The organism is Bacillus sp. PS95, assembly GCF_037963565.1.
Lineage (GTDB): Bacteria > Bacillota > Bacilli > Bacillales > Bacillaceae > Bacillus > Bacillus subtilis.
Map to the genome: position 1 here is coordinate 730,498 of NZ_CP150160.1, position 16,130 is coordinate 746,627.

General features: G+C 50.3%; 11 protein-coding genes. All 11 read left to right on the plus strand.

The window, feature by feature from the left end:
- Positions 1-21 precede the first annotated feature (21 nt).
- A complete protein-coding gene (gene yesS / locus NSQ12_RS03830; protein ID WP_198878933.1) occupies positions 22-2,307 on the plus strand; it encodes a transcriptional regulator YesS in 2,286 nt (761 codons plus the stop codon).
- Between the two features lie 13 nt (positions 2,308-2,320).
- Positions 2,321-3,019, plus strand: coding sequence for a rhamnogalacturonan acetylesterase (gene rhgT / locus NSQ12_RS03835; RefSeq protein ID WP_198878932.1), 699 nt, complete (start codon positions 2,321-2,323; stop codon positions 3,017-3,019).
- A complete protein-coding gene (locus NSQ12_RS03840) occupies positions 3,012-3,674 on the plus strand; it encodes a YesU family protein (protein WP_198878931.1) in 663 nt (220 codons plus the stop codon). The genes rhgT and NSQ12_RS03840 overlap by 8 nt, the downstream gene beginning before the upstream one ends.
- The gene (locus NSQ12_RS03845) at positions 3,671-4,297 is read left to right on the plus strand and encodes a YesL family protein (protein ID WP_198878930.1); all 627 of its coding nucleotides are present in this window, start codon (positions 3,671-3,673) and stop codon (positions 4,295-4,297) included. The genes NSQ12_RS03840 and NSQ12_RS03845 overlap by 4 nt, the downstream gene beginning before the upstream one ends.
- Before the next feature lie 120 nt (positions 4,298-4,417).
- Positions 4,418-6,280: a rhamnogalacturonan lyase gene (gene rhgW / locus NSQ12_RS03850; protein WP_129110471.1), complete on the plus strand. Its 1,863-nt coding sequence runs from the start codon at positions 4,418-4,420 to the stop codon at positions 6,278-6,280.
- A gap of 45 nt (positions 6,281-6,325) precedes the next feature.
- Positions 6,326-8,164: a rhamnogalacturonan exolyase gene (rhgX, locus tag NSQ12_RS03855; protein WP_198878929.1), complete on the plus strand. Its 1,839-nt coding sequence runs from the start codon at positions 6,326-6,328 to the stop codon at positions 8,162-8,164.
- A gap of 51 nt (positions 8,165-8,215) precedes the next feature.
- Entirely contained in the window at positions 8,216-8,869 is a 654-nt protein-coding gene (locus NSQ12_RS03860) for a rhamnogalacturonan acetylesterase (protein WP_198878928.1), read from the plus strand.
- A gap of 7 nt (positions 8,870-8,876) precedes the next feature.
- Entirely contained in the window at positions 8,877-10,868 is a 1,992-nt protein-coding gene (gene yesZ / locus NSQ12_RS03865) for a beta-galactosidase YesZ (protein ID WP_160243298.1), read from the plus strand.
- 43 nt (positions 10,869-10,911) lie between these two features.
- Positions 10,912-13,485 carry a hypothetical protein gene (locus NSQ12_RS03870; protein ID WP_160243296.1) on the plus strand — a complete coding sequence of 858 codons (2,574 nt, stop codon included), beginning with the start codon at positions 10,912-10,914 and terminating at the stop codon, positions 13,483-13,485.
- Positions 13,486-13,606: 121 nt separating this feature from the next.
- Complete coding sequence (locus NSQ12_RS03875; protein WP_129010169.1) at positions 13,607-15,115, plus strand: extracellular solute-binding protein; 1,509 nt, start codon at positions 13,607-13,609, stop codon at positions 15,113-15,115.
- Between the two features lie 54 nt (positions 15,116-15,169).
- Positions 15,170-16,126 (plus strand): sugar ABC transporter permease, encoded by a 957-nt coding sequence (locus tag NSQ12_RS03880; protein WP_014479122.1) that lies wholly within the window; start codon positions 15,170-15,172, stop codon positions 16,124-16,126.
- The last annotated feature ends 4 nt before the right edge of the window (positions 16,127-16,130 follow it).

Genomic DNA, 16,130 nt, shown 5'->3' on the forward strand with positions numbered 1-16,130 from the left:
GACAGCGGCGGGGGGAAAGGGATGAAAAAACAGCCTCAACAGAAGGAACGGGTTTCTCGCTGGAAGGGAACGTATTTCAAAAGAAACTTTGTCTTCATTTTGCTGATTGCCTGTATTCCCGGATTGCTGACTGGCGGCGCAATCTACTTTCTTTCGATCGACAAGGTGGAGAAAGAGCTGCAGAGATCGCATGAAACACAGGTGGCGCGTGAGGTCAGCCGAATGGATGAGAAGCTGGGAGTGCTTGAACTGGCTCTCACCCAGATGGCCTACGATTCTTCACTGATGAACGGATTGGCCGAGAGGGATTTGGAGAAAGACTTTACGTTCTCCTATCAATTAACGAAAAAGCTGTTTCTTTTGCGGGACCAGCAGCCGCTGATCGAGCAGGCTTCCATCTTTCTGAACAGCCCCCGGCCACTTGTGCTGAGCCCTGAATACAGCGCTTTGACAGAACAGGAGGCGCTTCGCAAGTATCGCTCGCTGCTTGCCTCAGACCACAGCATTTATTGGAAACGGTCGGGAAACCAAGCGATGCTGATCCAGCTCATTCCGGGCGCGGCGGAGAAACCGTTCGGCGCGATCATGCTGGCGGTTGATCCGAAAGAAATGGAATCAATCCTGCAAAGCTTGTCCCCCTATCCTGATGGCAGTGCGCTGCTTTTGGATCAAAATCGAGAGGTGCTGTTTCATGAGGGAGAAAAAGATTTTAAAAAGACTTTACTTCAAGAGATAAAAAAACAGCCTGCTGAGAACGGCCATTTTCAGATGGAATGGGAAGGCAAGGTGTATTCTGTCTCCTTTGGAGAAATGAACCGGATGCATCAGCAATGGACCTTTGTGTCAGCGGCGCCTCTTTCAGCTATTACAGCGCCGATGGTGTTTTTATCAAAAGTGATCATCGTGATGCTGGTCATTTGCATCGGTTTGGCGGTATGCATGACATGGTATGCATCAAAAAAAATCTATCGTCCCATTCAGCATTTGCTTGGCTTGTTTACCGGTGGAGAGAAGAAAGTATGGCAGGCGTCCGGGCAGGATGAATTCAAGTGGATTGAAAAGAGATGGCAGGATCTATCCCTTGAAAGCCGGAAGCTCCAAGAGCAGCTCCTGCGGCAGACGCCCCATATGAAAAAGAGTTTTTTGCAGCACCTCTTGCAGGGGGATTTTTACTATGACAACGAGGAAAGCCTCAGATTGCGGATGGAGGAGGCTGGCTGGAACATCGGCGGAAACGTGTTTCATGTGCTTGATCTGCAGGTGACAGGGCTCCGTTGTGAAAAAAGCATCTTCCGTGAAGGTGATGAACAGCTTGCCGTGTTTACCCTGACCAATCTGGCTGAGGAATTGGCGGCCAAACGCGTTTTTCAGCTCTCCATACTTGATATCGGCCGGCTTTCTGTCACCATTCTTGTGATGAAAACAAACAGCTCTGATCTGAAGGCGTATATAACGGAGCTGGCACGCCAATTTGGGGATGTAACCGGACTATGCCTGACCTCGACATTGAGCAGCAAAACGGAGCGTATCACGGAAATCCCTTCTTTATTTCAGAATGTGAAAAGCGGCAAATCCCGAAGGAAGTTTGCTAACCGGGATCAGGTCATTGATTTGCAGGCCGACTTCCCTCAGGATGAGCAGTTCGCTCCTTATTACCCTTTTGAGCTGGAAAAACAAATTGTTCAGGCCATCCGGCTGGAAAGAAAACAGGAAGCCAAGGAACTGATAGATGGATGTATGAGGGAACTGTCGGAAAAAGCGGCCATAGACAGGCATGTGCATTCCGCCCTGATTCAGCTGTTTTCCCGCATTCAGGAGGATATTTTGCATTCCGGGCTCAATCCTAGCGAACTGTTTCAGCATCGGAACCCGTTTCTTGATATTTCAGAATTGCGCGAGCCTAATGAAGCGGCGGCCTGGCTGATGGATGTAGTGGTGACGCCTTACCTTTCCAAGCTTGAGGGCAGAAAAAACAGACAGCAAAAGCAGCTGGCAGAACGTGTGATTGCGATGATTCACGAACAGTATATGGCGGATATTTCATTGGAAAGCTGTGCCGATGCGCTTGGCATGAATTCATATACGTTAAGCAAGGCATTTAAGCAAGTGACCGGCATTAATTTTATCGATTATGTGACCCAGATCAGAATCGAAAAGGCGAAAGAACTGCTGGTCAATACGAATAAAAAAATTCATGACGTGTCAGAAGAAGTCGGCTACCGCCACAATTACTTTAACCGGATTTTTAAAAAACAGGTCGGCATGCCGCCGGGTGTCTTCAGGCAAATGTATCAGGAAACGCCGTGAAAGGAGAGAACATGTGATGAAGAAACCGATTCAAGTATTTTTAGCGGGAGATTCCACTGTGAGTGACTGCCCGCCTCATGAAGCGCCGATGGCGGGGTGGGGGCAGGTATTCGGGCAATTGTTTTCTGAAGAGGTAGTGGTGCACAATCATGCCAAAGGAGGAGCGAGCACCAATTCTTTTGTGGAGGAAGGAAGGCTTCAAGCAATTGCCGAGCGCATCACACAAGGCGATTATTTGTTGATTCAATTCGGCCACAATGACCAAAAACCGCGGGGGACGAAGCCGTACTCCACATTTCAGCAGTTTCTCACCTTGTTTGCAGATACGGCACGCGAAAAGGGCGCGCATCCTGTGTTCGTCACATCGGTGCAGCGCCGCCGCTTTGATGAAAACGGACGAATCGAGCATTCCCTCGGTGATTATCCCGATGCGATGAAAGCACTGGCGAAGGAGCTCGATGTACCTGTGATTGATCTGCTTGCGAAAACAAAGGTGCTGTATGAAGCATACGGGCCGGAGGAGTCGAAGCGATTGTTCGTTTGGTTTCAGCCGAATGAACATCCGAATTACCCGGACGGCATTGAGGACAATACGCATTTTTCGGAAGAAGGTGCAATGGAGGTTGCGAAGCTTGTGGCAGAAGGCATTGAAGAGCTCGGACTTCCGCTTAAGAACCACCTTGTGAGCCGGGAGGGAAAAGAACATGTATAAGGAAGGCGCTTGCTTGTACCGCAATCCGCTCCGGTCTAAAAGCGATGTGAAGGACTGGCGGATGGAGGGAGGCGGACAGATCTCATTTGACGATCACAGCTTGCACCTGTCACATGTCCAGGACGAAGCGCATTTTGTCTTTTGGTGTCCGGAAACCTTTCCAGACGGCATCATTGTGACATGGGATTTCTCTCCGATCGAGCAGCCGGGATTGTGTATGCTGTTTTTTTCTGCTGCGGGAATGGGAGGCGAGGATTTGTTTGATCTAAGTCTCCAGAAAAGAACGGGAAAATACCCCGAGTATCATTCGGGGGACATCAATGCGCTCCACCTGTCGTATTTCCGCAGAAAATACGCGGAGGAAAGAGCGTTCCGCACCTGCAATTTAAGAAAAAGCCGCGGTTTCCACCTCGCCGCATTGGGGGCCGATCCGCTGCCTTCTCCAGACGACGCTGATTCTCCGTATCGTATGAAGCTGATCAAAGACAAAAGCTATGTGCACTTTTCAATCAATGGTCTGCCCATTCTTGAGTGGATGGACGACGGCAGCACTTATGGGCCTGTGTTAACAAAAGGAAAAATCGGGTTCCGGCAGATGGCCCCCATGAAAGCCGTTTACAGGGATTTTGCCGTGCATCAAGCGGTGAGAAGATGAAGACGACTGTAACGGACGCGCTTTATGCAGGCTGCGAAGCGGTGGTGAAAATAGCATGGCTCAACGGGCTGTGGCTGTTGTTTACACTTTTGGGCGGCCTTCTTTTCGGATGGGCGCCGAGCACAGCCGCGATGTGTGCCGTTATAAGGAAATGGCTGATGGGGCAAAAGGATGTCCCGATATTTCCGTTATTTCTCGATACCTATAAAAAAGAGTTTCTCAAGGTTAATGCGATCGGATTGGCGTTTTCGGCTCTTTTGCTCATATTGTCTGCCAACTATCATTATTTTTCTGCCAGTACGAATTGGCTGTCCTTTGCCGTAACAAGCTGCACGCTGCTTGCAGGGCTTTTGTATATCATCGCGCTGATGTATGTGTTTCCCCTTTATGTGCATTACCAGCTCCCGCTTCGCAAATATATTCCGCAGGCGCTGCTGTTTGGCGCCATGAGGCCGCTGACGACCGGCTGTATGCTGATCGGGTGCGGATTTGTCCTTTATTTGCTTTATACGCTTCCTGGCCTGATCCCATTTTACGGCCCGTGTTTATTTGGGCTTGTGTTGATGTTTTTTGCTCTTAGGGGATTTCAAAAGACGGAGGCCCAGCACCATCAAGCCGGGTAACAAAAAAATGACAAATACGCAAAAAAGTGCAGTGTCCGAAATAGGCAGATGCAAAAAAGTGAAATTGAAGACAGCTCACACAGCGCATAAAATCCAATTTAAGTAAGCGCTTACAGATGAATGAGAAGGAGCTGTCTGATGATTACACAAAGGAAACGCATGTTTACCGCTGTTATGTTGCTGGTCTTGTTGGTGATGGGAGCCTCTGTATGTCCTGTGAAAGCTGAAGGGGCAGCGCGGCAGATGGAAGCGCTGAACCGGGGGCTTGTAGCGGTCAAGACGGACGGGGGCATTTTTGTCAGCTGGCGGTTTCTTGGAACCGAAAACGCATCTGTTTTGTTCAATGTGTACAGAGACGGGCAAAAACTGAATGCTGCGCCTGTCAAAACCACGAACTATGTGGATAAAAACGGATCGGCGGGCTCAACGTATACGGTTCGGGCTGTTGTAAACGGTACCGAACAGCCGGCTTCTGAAAAAGCCTCCGTATGGGCGCAGCCGTATCATTCCGTCCCGCTGGATAAACCGGCTGGCGGCACGACGCCAAAGGGTGAAGCTTACCCGTACAGCGCTAATGACGCAAGTGTTGGCGATGTGGATGGTGACGGGCAATACGAGCTGATCCTGAAATGGGACCCGTCCAACTCAAAAGACAATTCACAGGATGGCTATACGGGTGACGTGCTGATTGACGCGTATAAACTGGACGGCACAAAGTTATGGCGGATCAATCTCGGCAAAAACATCAGAGCGGGCGCGCACTACACCCAGTTTATGGTGTATGACCTTGATGGTGACGGAAAAGCGGAAGTGGCAATGAGAACGGCAGACGGGACAAAAGACGGCACGGGCAAAGTAATTGGAGATGCCAATGCAGATTACAGAAATGAACAGGGGCGTGTTCTTTCAGGCCCTGAATATCTCACTGTGTTTCAAGGTTCAACCGGGAAAGAGCTTGTCACCGCAAATTTTGAACCGGCGCGCGGCAATGTGTCGGATTGGGGAGACAGCTACGGCAACCGTGTTGACCGTTTTCTCGCCGGCATTGCCTACCTTGATGGACAGCGGCCGAGCCTGATCATGACCAGAGGGTATTACGCTAAAACCATGCTAGTTGCCTATAACTTCAGGGATGGAAAGCTGTCAAAGCTTTGGACGCTGGACTCCTCAAAGTCAGGAAATGAAGCGTTTGCCGGACAGGGGAATCACAACCTGAGCATCGCGGACGTTGACGGGGATGGAAAAGATGAGATTATTTTCGGCTCAATGGCTGTTGATCATGACGGGAAAGGCATGTACTCGACCGGCTTAGGCCATGGGGATGCCCTTCATACAGGAGATCTTGATCCGGGCCGGCCGGGGCTTGAGGTGTTTCAAGTTCATGAGGACAAAAATGCAAAATACGGCTTATCTTTTCGGGATGCTGCAACCGGAAAAATCCTTTGGGGCGTTTATGCCGGCAAGGATGTAGGCCGGGGAATGGCTGCTGATATTGACCCGCGTTATCCGGGACAGGAAGTGTGGGCAAACGGTTCTCTCTACTCAGCGAAAGGGGTCAAAATCGGAAGCGGGGTTCCGTCCTCGACCAACTTCGGCATCTGGTGGGACGGCGATCTGCTCCGGGAACAGCTGGACAGCAACCGAATTGATAAGTGGGATTATCAAAACGGCGTATCGAAAAATGTGCTGACTGCATCAGGCGCAGCGGCTAACAACGGCACAAAAGCAACACCGGCGCTTCAAGCTGATCTGCTCGGTGACTGGCGCGAGGAAGTCGTGTGGAGAACGGAGGACAGCAGTGCACTGCGCATTTACACGACGACCATTCCGACTGAGCACAGGCTGTATACGTTGATGCACGATCCGGTGTACCGGCTTGGCATCGCCTGGCAAAATGTCGCCTATAACCAGCCGCCGCACACAAGCTTCTTTTTAGGAGACGGCATGGCGGAACAGCCAAAACCAAATATGTATACGCCTTAACTGAAAGGGGGAAGGAACGGGCTGCGCGCAGCCCGTTCCCATCAAATGAAACCAAAAAAGAGGCAAATGGAATACTTGACCAGAGGTTTGATTGCGGTACAGACAGAACAGGGGGTGTTTATCAGCTGGCGTTTTCTCGGCACGGATCATAAGACGACGGCTTTTCACCTTTATCGGGATGGAAAGCGGATCACCCGCGATCCAATCGCTGAAAGCACTAATTTTCTCGATCAAAACGGAACGGCTGACTCTGTTTATCAAGTGGCGGCTGTCAATAAAGGACGGGAAGAAAAGCTTTCCAAGGAAGCTCGTGTTTGGCAGGAAAATGTTCTGGAGGTTCCGCTTGTCAAACCGGAAGGCGGTGTGACGCCGGATGGAAAGCCGTACACCTACAGCGCCAATGATGCCAGCGTCGGGGATGTGGACGGGGATGGAGAATATGAAATCATCCTGAAGTGGGACCCGTCCAATTCAAAAGACAACGCCCATGACGGGTATACCGGGGAGGTGCTCATAGATGCCTATAAACTGGACGGCACCTTTTTGTGGCGCATCAACCTCGGCAGAAACATCAGAGCGGGCGCTCATTACACACAATTTATGGTGTATGACCTGGATGGTGACGGAAAAGCAGAAATCGCCATGAAAACAGCTGACGGCACAACAGATGGGAAAGGACATATCATCGGTGATGAGCATGCCGATTTTAGAAACGAACAGGGCAGAATTTTGTCCGGTCCGGAATATTTGACGGTGTTTAAAGGAGAAACCGGTGAGGCGCTCACGACCGTGGAATATGAACCGCCCCGCGGCAAGCTGGAGGATTGGGGAGACGGCTATGGAAACCGGATGGACCGTTTTCTCGCCGGGATCGCTTATTTGGATGGGGAGCGGCCGAGCCTTGTTATGGCGCGCGGCTACTATACGAGAACCGTGCTCGTGGCATACGATTTCAGAAACGGAAGGCTCAAAAAACGATGGGTATTTGACTCCAACCAGCCGGGACATGAAGCATACGCAGGACAGGGGAACCACAGCTTGAGCGTGGCGGATGTCGATGGAGACGGAAAGGATGAAATCATATACGGCGCAATGGCGGTCGATCATGACGGAACCGGCCTGTACTCAACGGGGCTCGGGCACGGAGACGCGATGCATGTAGGGGATCTGGACCCGTCACGAAAAGGGCTTGAAGTGTTCCAGGTGCATGAGGACGCCACGAAGCCGTACGGACTGTCACTGCGAGATGCCGGAACCGGTGAGATATTATGGGGCGTCCATGCTGGAACTGACGTTGGCCGGGGCATGGCGGCTCATATTGACCCAAGCTACAAAGGGTCGCTCGTCTGGGGAATTGATCCGCCGGGCAATGATGGCATGTCGTACGGGCTTTTCACGAGCAAAGGCGAAAAAATCAGCGACAAAGCGCCCCCTTCAGCCAATTTCGCCATCTGGTGGGACGGTGATTTGGTCAGAGAACTGCTTGATCATGACTGGGACGGAACGATTGGCAGGCCAAAGATTGAAAAATGGGATGCTGAAAACGGCTGTCTGAAGACGATATTTCAGCCGGCCGGCGTGCTGTCCAACAACGGCACGAAAGGAAACCCGGTTCTTCAGGCCAACCTGTTCGGAGATTGGCGGGAAGAAGTGATATGGAGAACGGAAGACAGCAGCGCGCTCCGTATCTATACAACGACACATCTCACTCGCCACCGCTTTTACACGCTGATGCACGATCCGGTTTACAGGCTCGGCATCGCCTGGCAGAATACCGCCTACAACCAGCCGCCGCATACGAGCTTTTACCTCGGTACAGGGATGAAAAAACCGCCGAATCCCGCCCTGTACATAGCGGGCAGCAAAGCGGAGTCGCCGCTGTAGGAGGGCTAAGGATAAGAAGCAGCCGTATAAAAAACGAGGGGGGAATGAAAAATGGCAAATCATATTTATCTTGCCGGCGATTCGACTGTTCAAACGTATGGAGACAGCACAAATCAAGGGGGCTGGGGGCAGTTTCTCGGCTCGCATCTGCCTGAGCATATTCAAGTGATCAACAGAGCGATCGGGGGAAGAAGCTCGAAAACATTTGTGGAGGAGGGCAGGCTTCAGGCAATCCTCAATGTGATCGAGCCGGATGATTGGCTGTTCGTGCAGATGGGCCATAATGACGCGTCGAAAAATAAGCCGGAGCGCTACACCGAGCCCTACACTACTTATAAACAATATTTAAAGCAGTATATCGCAGGCGCGCGGGAAAAAGGCGCCCATCCGCTTCTCATTACCCCCGTAGCCCGCTTTCATTACGAAAATGGCGTGTTTTTGAACGATTTTCCAGATTACTGCATTGCCATGAAGCAGACGGCTGAAGAGGAGAATGTCCAGCTCATTGATCTGATGGAGAAAAGCCTTGCTTTCTTTACTGAGAAGGGCGAGGAAAAAGTATACACCTATTTTATGATTTCAGAAGGGATTAACGATTACACGCATTTTACAAAAAAAGGCGCAAATGAAATGGCGAAACTTGTAGCAAAAGGCATAAAGGAGCTCGGCCTGCCATTGACAGAATCGATCATCAAAGAAAGGTGAAAATATGATGAGAAAACTGTATCATGGCGCTTGCTATTATCCGGAATTATGGGATGAAGAGACGATTCAGCAGGACATTGACATCATGCGTGAAGTTGGCGTAAATGTTGTGCGGATCGGTGAATTTGCCTGGTCTGTCATGGAACCTGAAGAAGGAAAAATAGACATCGGTTTTTTCAAAGAAATCATCACCCGGCTGTATGACAGCGGGATCGAAACGATCATGTGCACGCCGACGCCTACCCCGCCGATTTGGCTGTCACACGGCCGGCCCGAACGCATGCATGTCAATGAAAAAAGAGAGATCATGGGGCATGGCTCCCGTCAGCACGCCTGCACGAACAACCCGTATTTTCGAAAAAAAGCCGCCATTATCACCACAGCCATCGCCAAGGAGCTTGGCCGGCTCCCGGGGCTGATCGGCTGGCAGCTAGATAATGAGTTTAAATGCCATGTTGCAGAATGCATGTGTGAGACATGCTTGCGCTTATGGCATGACTGGCTCAAAAATCGCTACGGGGTGATTGAGCGGTTGAATGAAGCTTGGGGAACCGATGTGTGGAGCGAAACCTATCAGACGTTTGAGCAAGTCCCGCAGCCGGGACCGGCCCCGTTTCTGCATCATGCCTCTTTAAGCACTATGTATCAGCTGTTTTCGATGGAGATGATCGCTTCGTTTGCGGATGAACAGGCCAAAATCATCCGCTGCTATTCAGATGCGCCGATCACGCATAACGGATCAGTCATGTTCAGCGTGGACAATGAGCGAATGTTTCAGAATCTCGATTTTGCCTCCTATGACACGTACGCTTCGCAGGAAAACGCCTCTGCCTTTTTATTGAACTGTGATTTATGGAGAAATCTGAAACAAGGGCGCCCGTTTTGGATTTTGGAAACGAGTCCGTCGTATGCCGCCTCGCTTGAAAGCTCCGCTTACCCGCACGCAGACGGGTATTTGCAGGCCGAAGCCGTATCGTCCTATGCCTTAGGGGGCCAGGGGTTTTGCTACTGGCTATGGCGGCAGCAGCGTTCAGGCAGCGAGATTTCCCACGGTTCGGTTCTCAGTGCCTGGGGCGAACCCGCCATCGGCTATCAAAATGTGCTGGCGGTTGAGCGGGCAAGAAAGGAAATCGAGCCTATTATTCTATCGACTGAACCCGTTCAAGCCGAGGCGGCGATGACTTACTGTGACAGAGCAAAAGCATTTATTAAAACTGAGCCTCACCGGGGACTCCGGCATCGTTCGCTTGTGACGCATTTTTATGAACGTATTCTCAACACGGGGATTCACCGTGACCTTATTCCGGAAGGCGCTCCGCTGGACGGCTACCGCTTGCTGTTTACGCCATTTGTGCCGTATTTGTCTGCTGAATTTATCAAAAAAGCTTCGGCATTCGCTGAAGCGGGCGGCATCTGGATCGCCGGGCCGCTGACAGGAGGGCGCACATGCGAGCATACGATTCATACCGATTGCGGACTTGGCGAACTTGAGAAAACGTCAGGGATCAAAACACTGTTTACCTTTCCGATGAATGAGAACGTGAATACAGGAAAAGCGTTTGGCATCACGGCGCCGCTCGGACTATGGAGCGCGGTGTTTGACACAGAGAGCGGAAACACCCTTGGCACGGTTGAATCAGGACCGGGGGCGGGCCATGCATTTCTGACGGAACGGAATTACGGCGAGGGGAAAATTGTCATGCTGGGCTCGCTTCCATCCGGGAAAGAAGGGGATGCGATGCTGGAAGCGCTCGTTAGGCATTACGCGGAGGAAGCTGTTATTTCCAGCCGGTCGCATGTTACGCCCGGCACAATCGTTGCCCCGCGCAAAGGCGATAACGGCCTTGTGTGGATCATCGTGAATATGGATGGAAAAGGAGGAAGTGTGACACTGCCGGAAGCGGGAACAGATCTGTTGACGCACCGCTTGGAAAAGGCGGGGAGGCTGGCGATCGGACCGCATGAATACCGTGTGATTCAATTTGACAATCCCAGCTGATTCTTTGCATCGAATCAGCTTTTTTCTATGGAGGGAGAGACCGATGAAAAAGATCAAATGGTTATCAGGACAGCCAAAGGTGATAAGCGGTGTGACGTGGGGCGTGCCATGGAAAAAAGGAGAATTAAAAAAGGGTGACCGTCTGGCGCTTATGAATGAAAACGCGGAAACGCGATATGTGCAAAGCGAACCGTCGGCCTATTGGCCGGACGGGAGCATCAAGTGGACGAAGCACGCGGCGGTGTTTGGCGGTCAGGAAAACCAAAGCTTTACAGTGCACAAAAGAGAAGTGCCGCAGCCAACTGAATCGCTCAGCATTCATGAGACAGAGCATGATATCCAAGTGGATACAGGAGCACTCGTTTGTACCATTCATAAAACAGGATCTGATTTCATTCAATCATTGCAGATCAATGGAAAGCCGATCGCCGCAGGCGGGAGGCTCGTCGCGATAAGAGAAACGAGAAAGGAGTCGGCGGCGGAAACGGTTCTTTTGCATGAAAGGTCTGTCAGCTTTATCAAACGGGCTGCGATTGAGCAGAGTGGTCCTGTCAAAGCAGTAGTCAAAATCGAGGGAGTGCATGTGCTCCATAAAACGAATGAAGAATGGCTGCCGTTTGTCATCCGATTGACGTTTTATGCCGGGCTGTCTGAGATCGGCCTTGTGCACACGCAGCTGATTGACAGGAGCGGTAAACAAGAATTCATTAAGGGGCTCGGCATCGAATTTGCCCTTTTTTTGGAGGGAGAGCCGTACAACCGCCATTTCCGCTTTGCGGGAGAGAAAGGGATGTATAAAGAACCTTCCCAGCTGTTTGGCACACGTAAATTCAATGAACGATATCCGCTTTATGAAAAACAAATCAATGGCGAAATGCTGTCTCCAGATGAAGAGCATAAGGAATGGTTTGCACATGGCACACAGAATGCGGTTTGGGACGATGTCAAGCTCGTGCAAGATTCCAGCGATCATTACAGCCAGTCAAAACGGACCGGAAAAGATTATGCGTGGGTTGGAATGCTGCATGGCAGCCGGGCGAAGGGGCTTTGCTATGCGGGCGGAAAAAATGGCGGTGTGGCTCTCGGCCTGCGGTATTTCTTTGAGAAATATCCGTCAGCACTGGAAATCACAGGTCTTGCCGGCAGCCGCCCCAAAATGACTATCTGGCTTTGGCCTCCGGACGGCGAAGCGATGGATTTGCGGCATTATACAGGAAACACCCACGTGGCCAGCGCGTATGAAGGCTTTGATGAAATGCGCTCTGATCCGACAGGCATTGCGAACACAAATGAAATCAGCTTGGCGTGCTTTTCGCACATGCCGTCTGACGAAGTCCTCAATGCACTCGCTGACAAATGGCAGGCGCCGCCGCTCATTGTATGCGAGCCGGACGTCTATTACGAATCACAAGCACTCGGGGTTTGGAGCATCATTGACACATCCCATCCGCTCAAAAAAGAGCTGGAAGAACAGCTCGATGCGGCCTTTCTGTTTTATAAAAAGGAAGTAGAGCAACGCAGATGGTACGGTTTTTGGCATTATGGCGATGTCATGCATACGTATGACCCGATCCGGCATATGTGGCGGTACGATCTCGGCGGATACGCATGGCAAAACAATGAGCTCGTTCCGACCTTATGGCTGTGGCAGGCGTTTTTCCGCTCAGGCAAAGAGGATATCTTTCGCATGGCAGAAGCCATGACCCGCCATACGAGCGAAACGGACAGCTTTCACCTCGGTGAATACGCAGGACTTGGTTCACGGCATAACGTTGTGCACTGGGGGTGCGGCTGCAAGGAAGCGAGAATCAGCATGGCCGGGCTTTATAAATTCTATTATTATCTGACGGGTGATGAGCGGACGGGAGATCTTTTGACAGAAGTGAAGGATGCCGATTATGCCCTCGTCAAAACCGATCCGATGCGCGCTTTTTACGAGAAAGGCAAGCACCCGACTCACGCCAGAACGGGACCGGACTGGGCGGCGTTTTGCTCGAACTGGCTGACGGAATGGGAGCGGACCGAAAATCCGGAATATCTCAAAAAAATCAAAACGGGAATCAACTGTCTGAAGCGGCTGCCGCTCCGCTTATTATCCGGCCCGACATTTGAATATGACCCGGCGACCTCGATGCTTCATCACATGGGAGACGGCATTGCGGGCGGATATCATATGATCATTGCCTTCGGCGCGCCGCAAGTGTGGATGGAGCTGGCTGAGCTTCTTGATGACCGGGAATGGGAGGATATGCTGAGTGAATTCGGCGAATTTTACACACTAAGTGATGAGGAAAAACGAAAAAAAAGCGGAGGCGCTCTTCATGACGGGCATTTTCACTGGCCGATGTTCGCCGCCGGTATGACAGCCTACGCCGCGAGAAAAAAACAAGATCCTCATCTCGCCGCCAAAGCGTGGAATCTTTTGCTCGATGATAAGCTCAGCCATACGCCGCTTCCGATCAAACCGGAGCGCATCGAGACATGGACGCAGCTAGAGGAGCTTCCATGGGTGACAACGAACACTGTCTCTCAATGGTGTTTAAATGTCATAGCGGCACTGGAACTGATCGGAGATTCCCTTCCGGCAAAAAAAGAAACATCGGGCAAAAAAGGATAACAGCCGGAATTTCATAGGAGAAATGGTGCAAAAAATGAAGATTGCAAGAATTTATGTAAGCGCTTTATATTGAGAGGGGCAAAGGGGAAATGCAAATTGAAAAAAGGGGGACTTACGCATCATGAAAATAAGAATGCGAAAAAAATGGATGGCCTTGCCGCTTGCTGCCATGATGATCGCCGGATGCAGCCATTCGGAAACATCCAATTCAGCAAGCGGTTCGAAAGATACGATCAAAATTATGGCGCCGCTTTTATCGCCGGAAAGCCCGAGTGATAAGAGCCCTTCATTAAAAGCACTCGAAAAATACACAGGCAAAGAGATTAAGGTCACATGGGTGCCTGATTCATCCTACAACGACAAATTCAACATCGTCATGGCTTCAGGAGAGATGCCTCACGCGATTGTCATTAAAGATAAGTCAGCCGGCTTTATCAAGTCTGTCAAAGCAGGGGCGTTTTGGGAGCTGTCTCCTTATTTAAAAGACTACAAGAATTTAAGCCAGGCAGATGAAAAGATTTTGAAGAACAGCTCGGTGAACGGCGAGGTGTACGGAATCTATAGAACGAGGGATCTGATCAGGGCGTGTATGATCATCAGAACCGACTGGCTGAAAAATGTCGGTCTGGATATGCCGGAAACGCTTGATGATTTCTATGAAGTGCTGAAAGCCTTTAAGGAAAAAGATCCTGACGGAAACGGCAAGGATGATACGTACGGCATGGTCGTGCCGAAATGGATGGGACTCGGCAACGGAAGCCCATGGGATGTTCTGCAAATCTGGTTCGGCGCTCCGAACCGCTACGGTGTTGAAAACGGAAAGCTGATTCCGGATTTTACAACGAAGGAATACATGGATGCGCTCACGTTTTTTAAAAAGCTCTATGATGAGGGATTGATCAATAAGGACTTTGCTGTCATGGATTCTGCGAAGTGGAATGATCCGGTTGTAAAAGGAAAAGCGGGTGTCATCGTTGATACAGGCTCAAGAGCGTCTCAAATCCAAAGCGCGATGGAGGAGGCGGATGAGTCGAACAAGGATATCATTGATATCGTCGGCTCGCTTGAGGGACCGAATGGCAAGCGCACCTTCCCGACATCTGGTTATTCAGGCATGATCACGATACCAAAATCAAGCGTCAAAACCGAAAAAGAGCTGAAAGAGGTGCTGTCCTTCCTCGATAAGATGAATGATAAGGAAGCGCAGATTCTCACGAACAACGGAGTGAAGGGCCGCAATTACGAGCTCAAGGACGGCGTATTCACCTCACTTGAAAAAAACAATAAATCTCTCCTGTATGAGCATGAAGGCTTGGCACAGTTCAGCATGTCGATTCCGAAAAGCGAGTATTACATCGAAGACCAGAAAACCAAGCTCTTCCAGCATCGCAAGGACATCATAACCGAAGGAGAAAAAATAGCCGTCTTTAACCCGGCTGAGTCGCTTGTATCTGATGTCTATACCCAAAAAGGAGCCCAGCTTGACAACATCATCCTCGACGCGAGAACACAATTTATCATTGGAGAAATTGATGAAAAAGGGTTCGATGATGCGGTGGAGCTTTGGAAAAAAAGCGGCGGCAATGACCTGATGAAGGACTTGAACAAATTGTACCAATCGTCAAAATAAACCGATGCGCCTGCCTTTCGGCGGGCGCCCCGGTATCACGAAAGGAGAACAGATATGGAAACAGTGCCGAAGAAGGGAGATGCACCTGTTCTCACCGCTGGAAAAGGCATCAGCTGGATGGCTGCGCTCAAACGGGACAAATGGCTTTATCTTCTTCTTATTCCCGGTCTGCTTTATTTCTTGATTTTCAAATACTTGCCGATGTGGGGTGTGCTGATCGCTTTTAAAGACTATTCGCCATATCTCGGCTTCTGGAAAAGCGAATGGGTCGGCTTTGATTATTTCAAAGACTTTTTTATGAATCCGGATTTTTTCCGGCTGCTGCGCAACACCCTCATGCTGGCGAGTCTGGATCTTTTGTTTGCCTTTCCCGCGCCTCTCATTTTGGCCCTGCTTTTGAATGAGGTAAGAAAGGCCGTGTATAAAAGATGTATCCAAACCTTTATTTACGTACCCCATTTTGTATCATGGACAATTGTGGTCAGCATCACCTTCGTTTTCTTTACTGTCGATACAGGTGTGATCAACAAATTGATTATGAGCCTGACAGGTGAGCAGATTTCTTTCTTGTCGGATGCAGACTGGTTCCGGCCAATGATTGTGATGCAAAGCATTTGGAAGGAGACAGGCTGGGGAACGATTCTATTTTTGGCAGCGCTTGCTACGGTTGATCAAGAGCAGTATGAAGCGGCCATCATGGACGGAGCGGGGCGGTTCAGGAGAATGTGGCATATTACGCTGCCGGCGATTAGAAGCACCATTATCGTTTTGTTGATTTTAAGAATCGGCAGCTTTTTGAATCTTGGCTTTGAACAGGTGTATTTGATGACGAACTCACTCAACCGCAGTGTGGCTGACATCTTCGACACGTATGTGTATATGATGGGGATTACCCAAGGGGCGTATAGCTACAGCACGGCAGTCGGTTTGTTTAAATCAGTTGTCGGGATTATCTTGATTTTTGGCGCCAATTACATTGCGAAAAAGTTTGATCAGGAAGGATTGTTTTAGAGGA

Coding starts and splice junctions, on each gene's coding strand:
- NSQ12_RS03870 (WP_160243296.1), top strand. CDS start 10,912: ATGAAAAAGATCAAATGGTTATCAGGACAGCCAAAGGTGATAAGCGGT.
- NSQ12_RS03840 (WP_198878931.1), top strand. CDS start 3,012: ATGTATAAGGAAGGCGCTTGCTTGTACCGCAATCCGCTCCGGTCTAAA.
- yesZ (WP_160243298.1), top strand. CDS start 8,877: ATGAGAAAACTGTATCATGGCGCTTGCTATTATCCGGAATTATGGGAT.
- yesS (WP_198878933.1), top strand. CDS start 22: ATGAAAAAACAGCCTCAACAGAAGGAACGGGTTTCTCGCTGGAAGGGA.
- NSQ12_RS03880 (WP_014479122.1), top strand. CDS start 15,170: ATGGAAACAGTGCCGAAGAAGGGAGATGCACCTGTTCTCACCGCTGGA.
- NSQ12_RS03875 (WP_129010169.1), top strand. CDS start 13,607: ATGAAAATAAGAATGCGAAAAAAATGGATGGCCTTGCCGCTTGCTGCC.
- rhgX (WP_198878929.1), top strand. CDS start 6,326: ATGAAACCAAAAAAGAGGCAAATGGAATACTTGACCAGAGGTTTGATT.
- NSQ12_RS03860 (WP_198878928.1), top strand. CDS start 8,216: ATGGCAAATCATATTTATCTTGCCGGCGATTCGACTGTTCAAACGTAT.
- NSQ12_RS03845 (WP_198878930.1), top strand. CDS start 3,671: ATGAAGACGACTGTAACGGACGCGCTTTATGCAGGCTGCGAAGCGGTG.
- rhgW (WP_129110471.1), top strand. CDS start 4,418: ATGAGAAGGAGCTGTCTGATGATTACACAAAGGAAACGCATGTTTACC.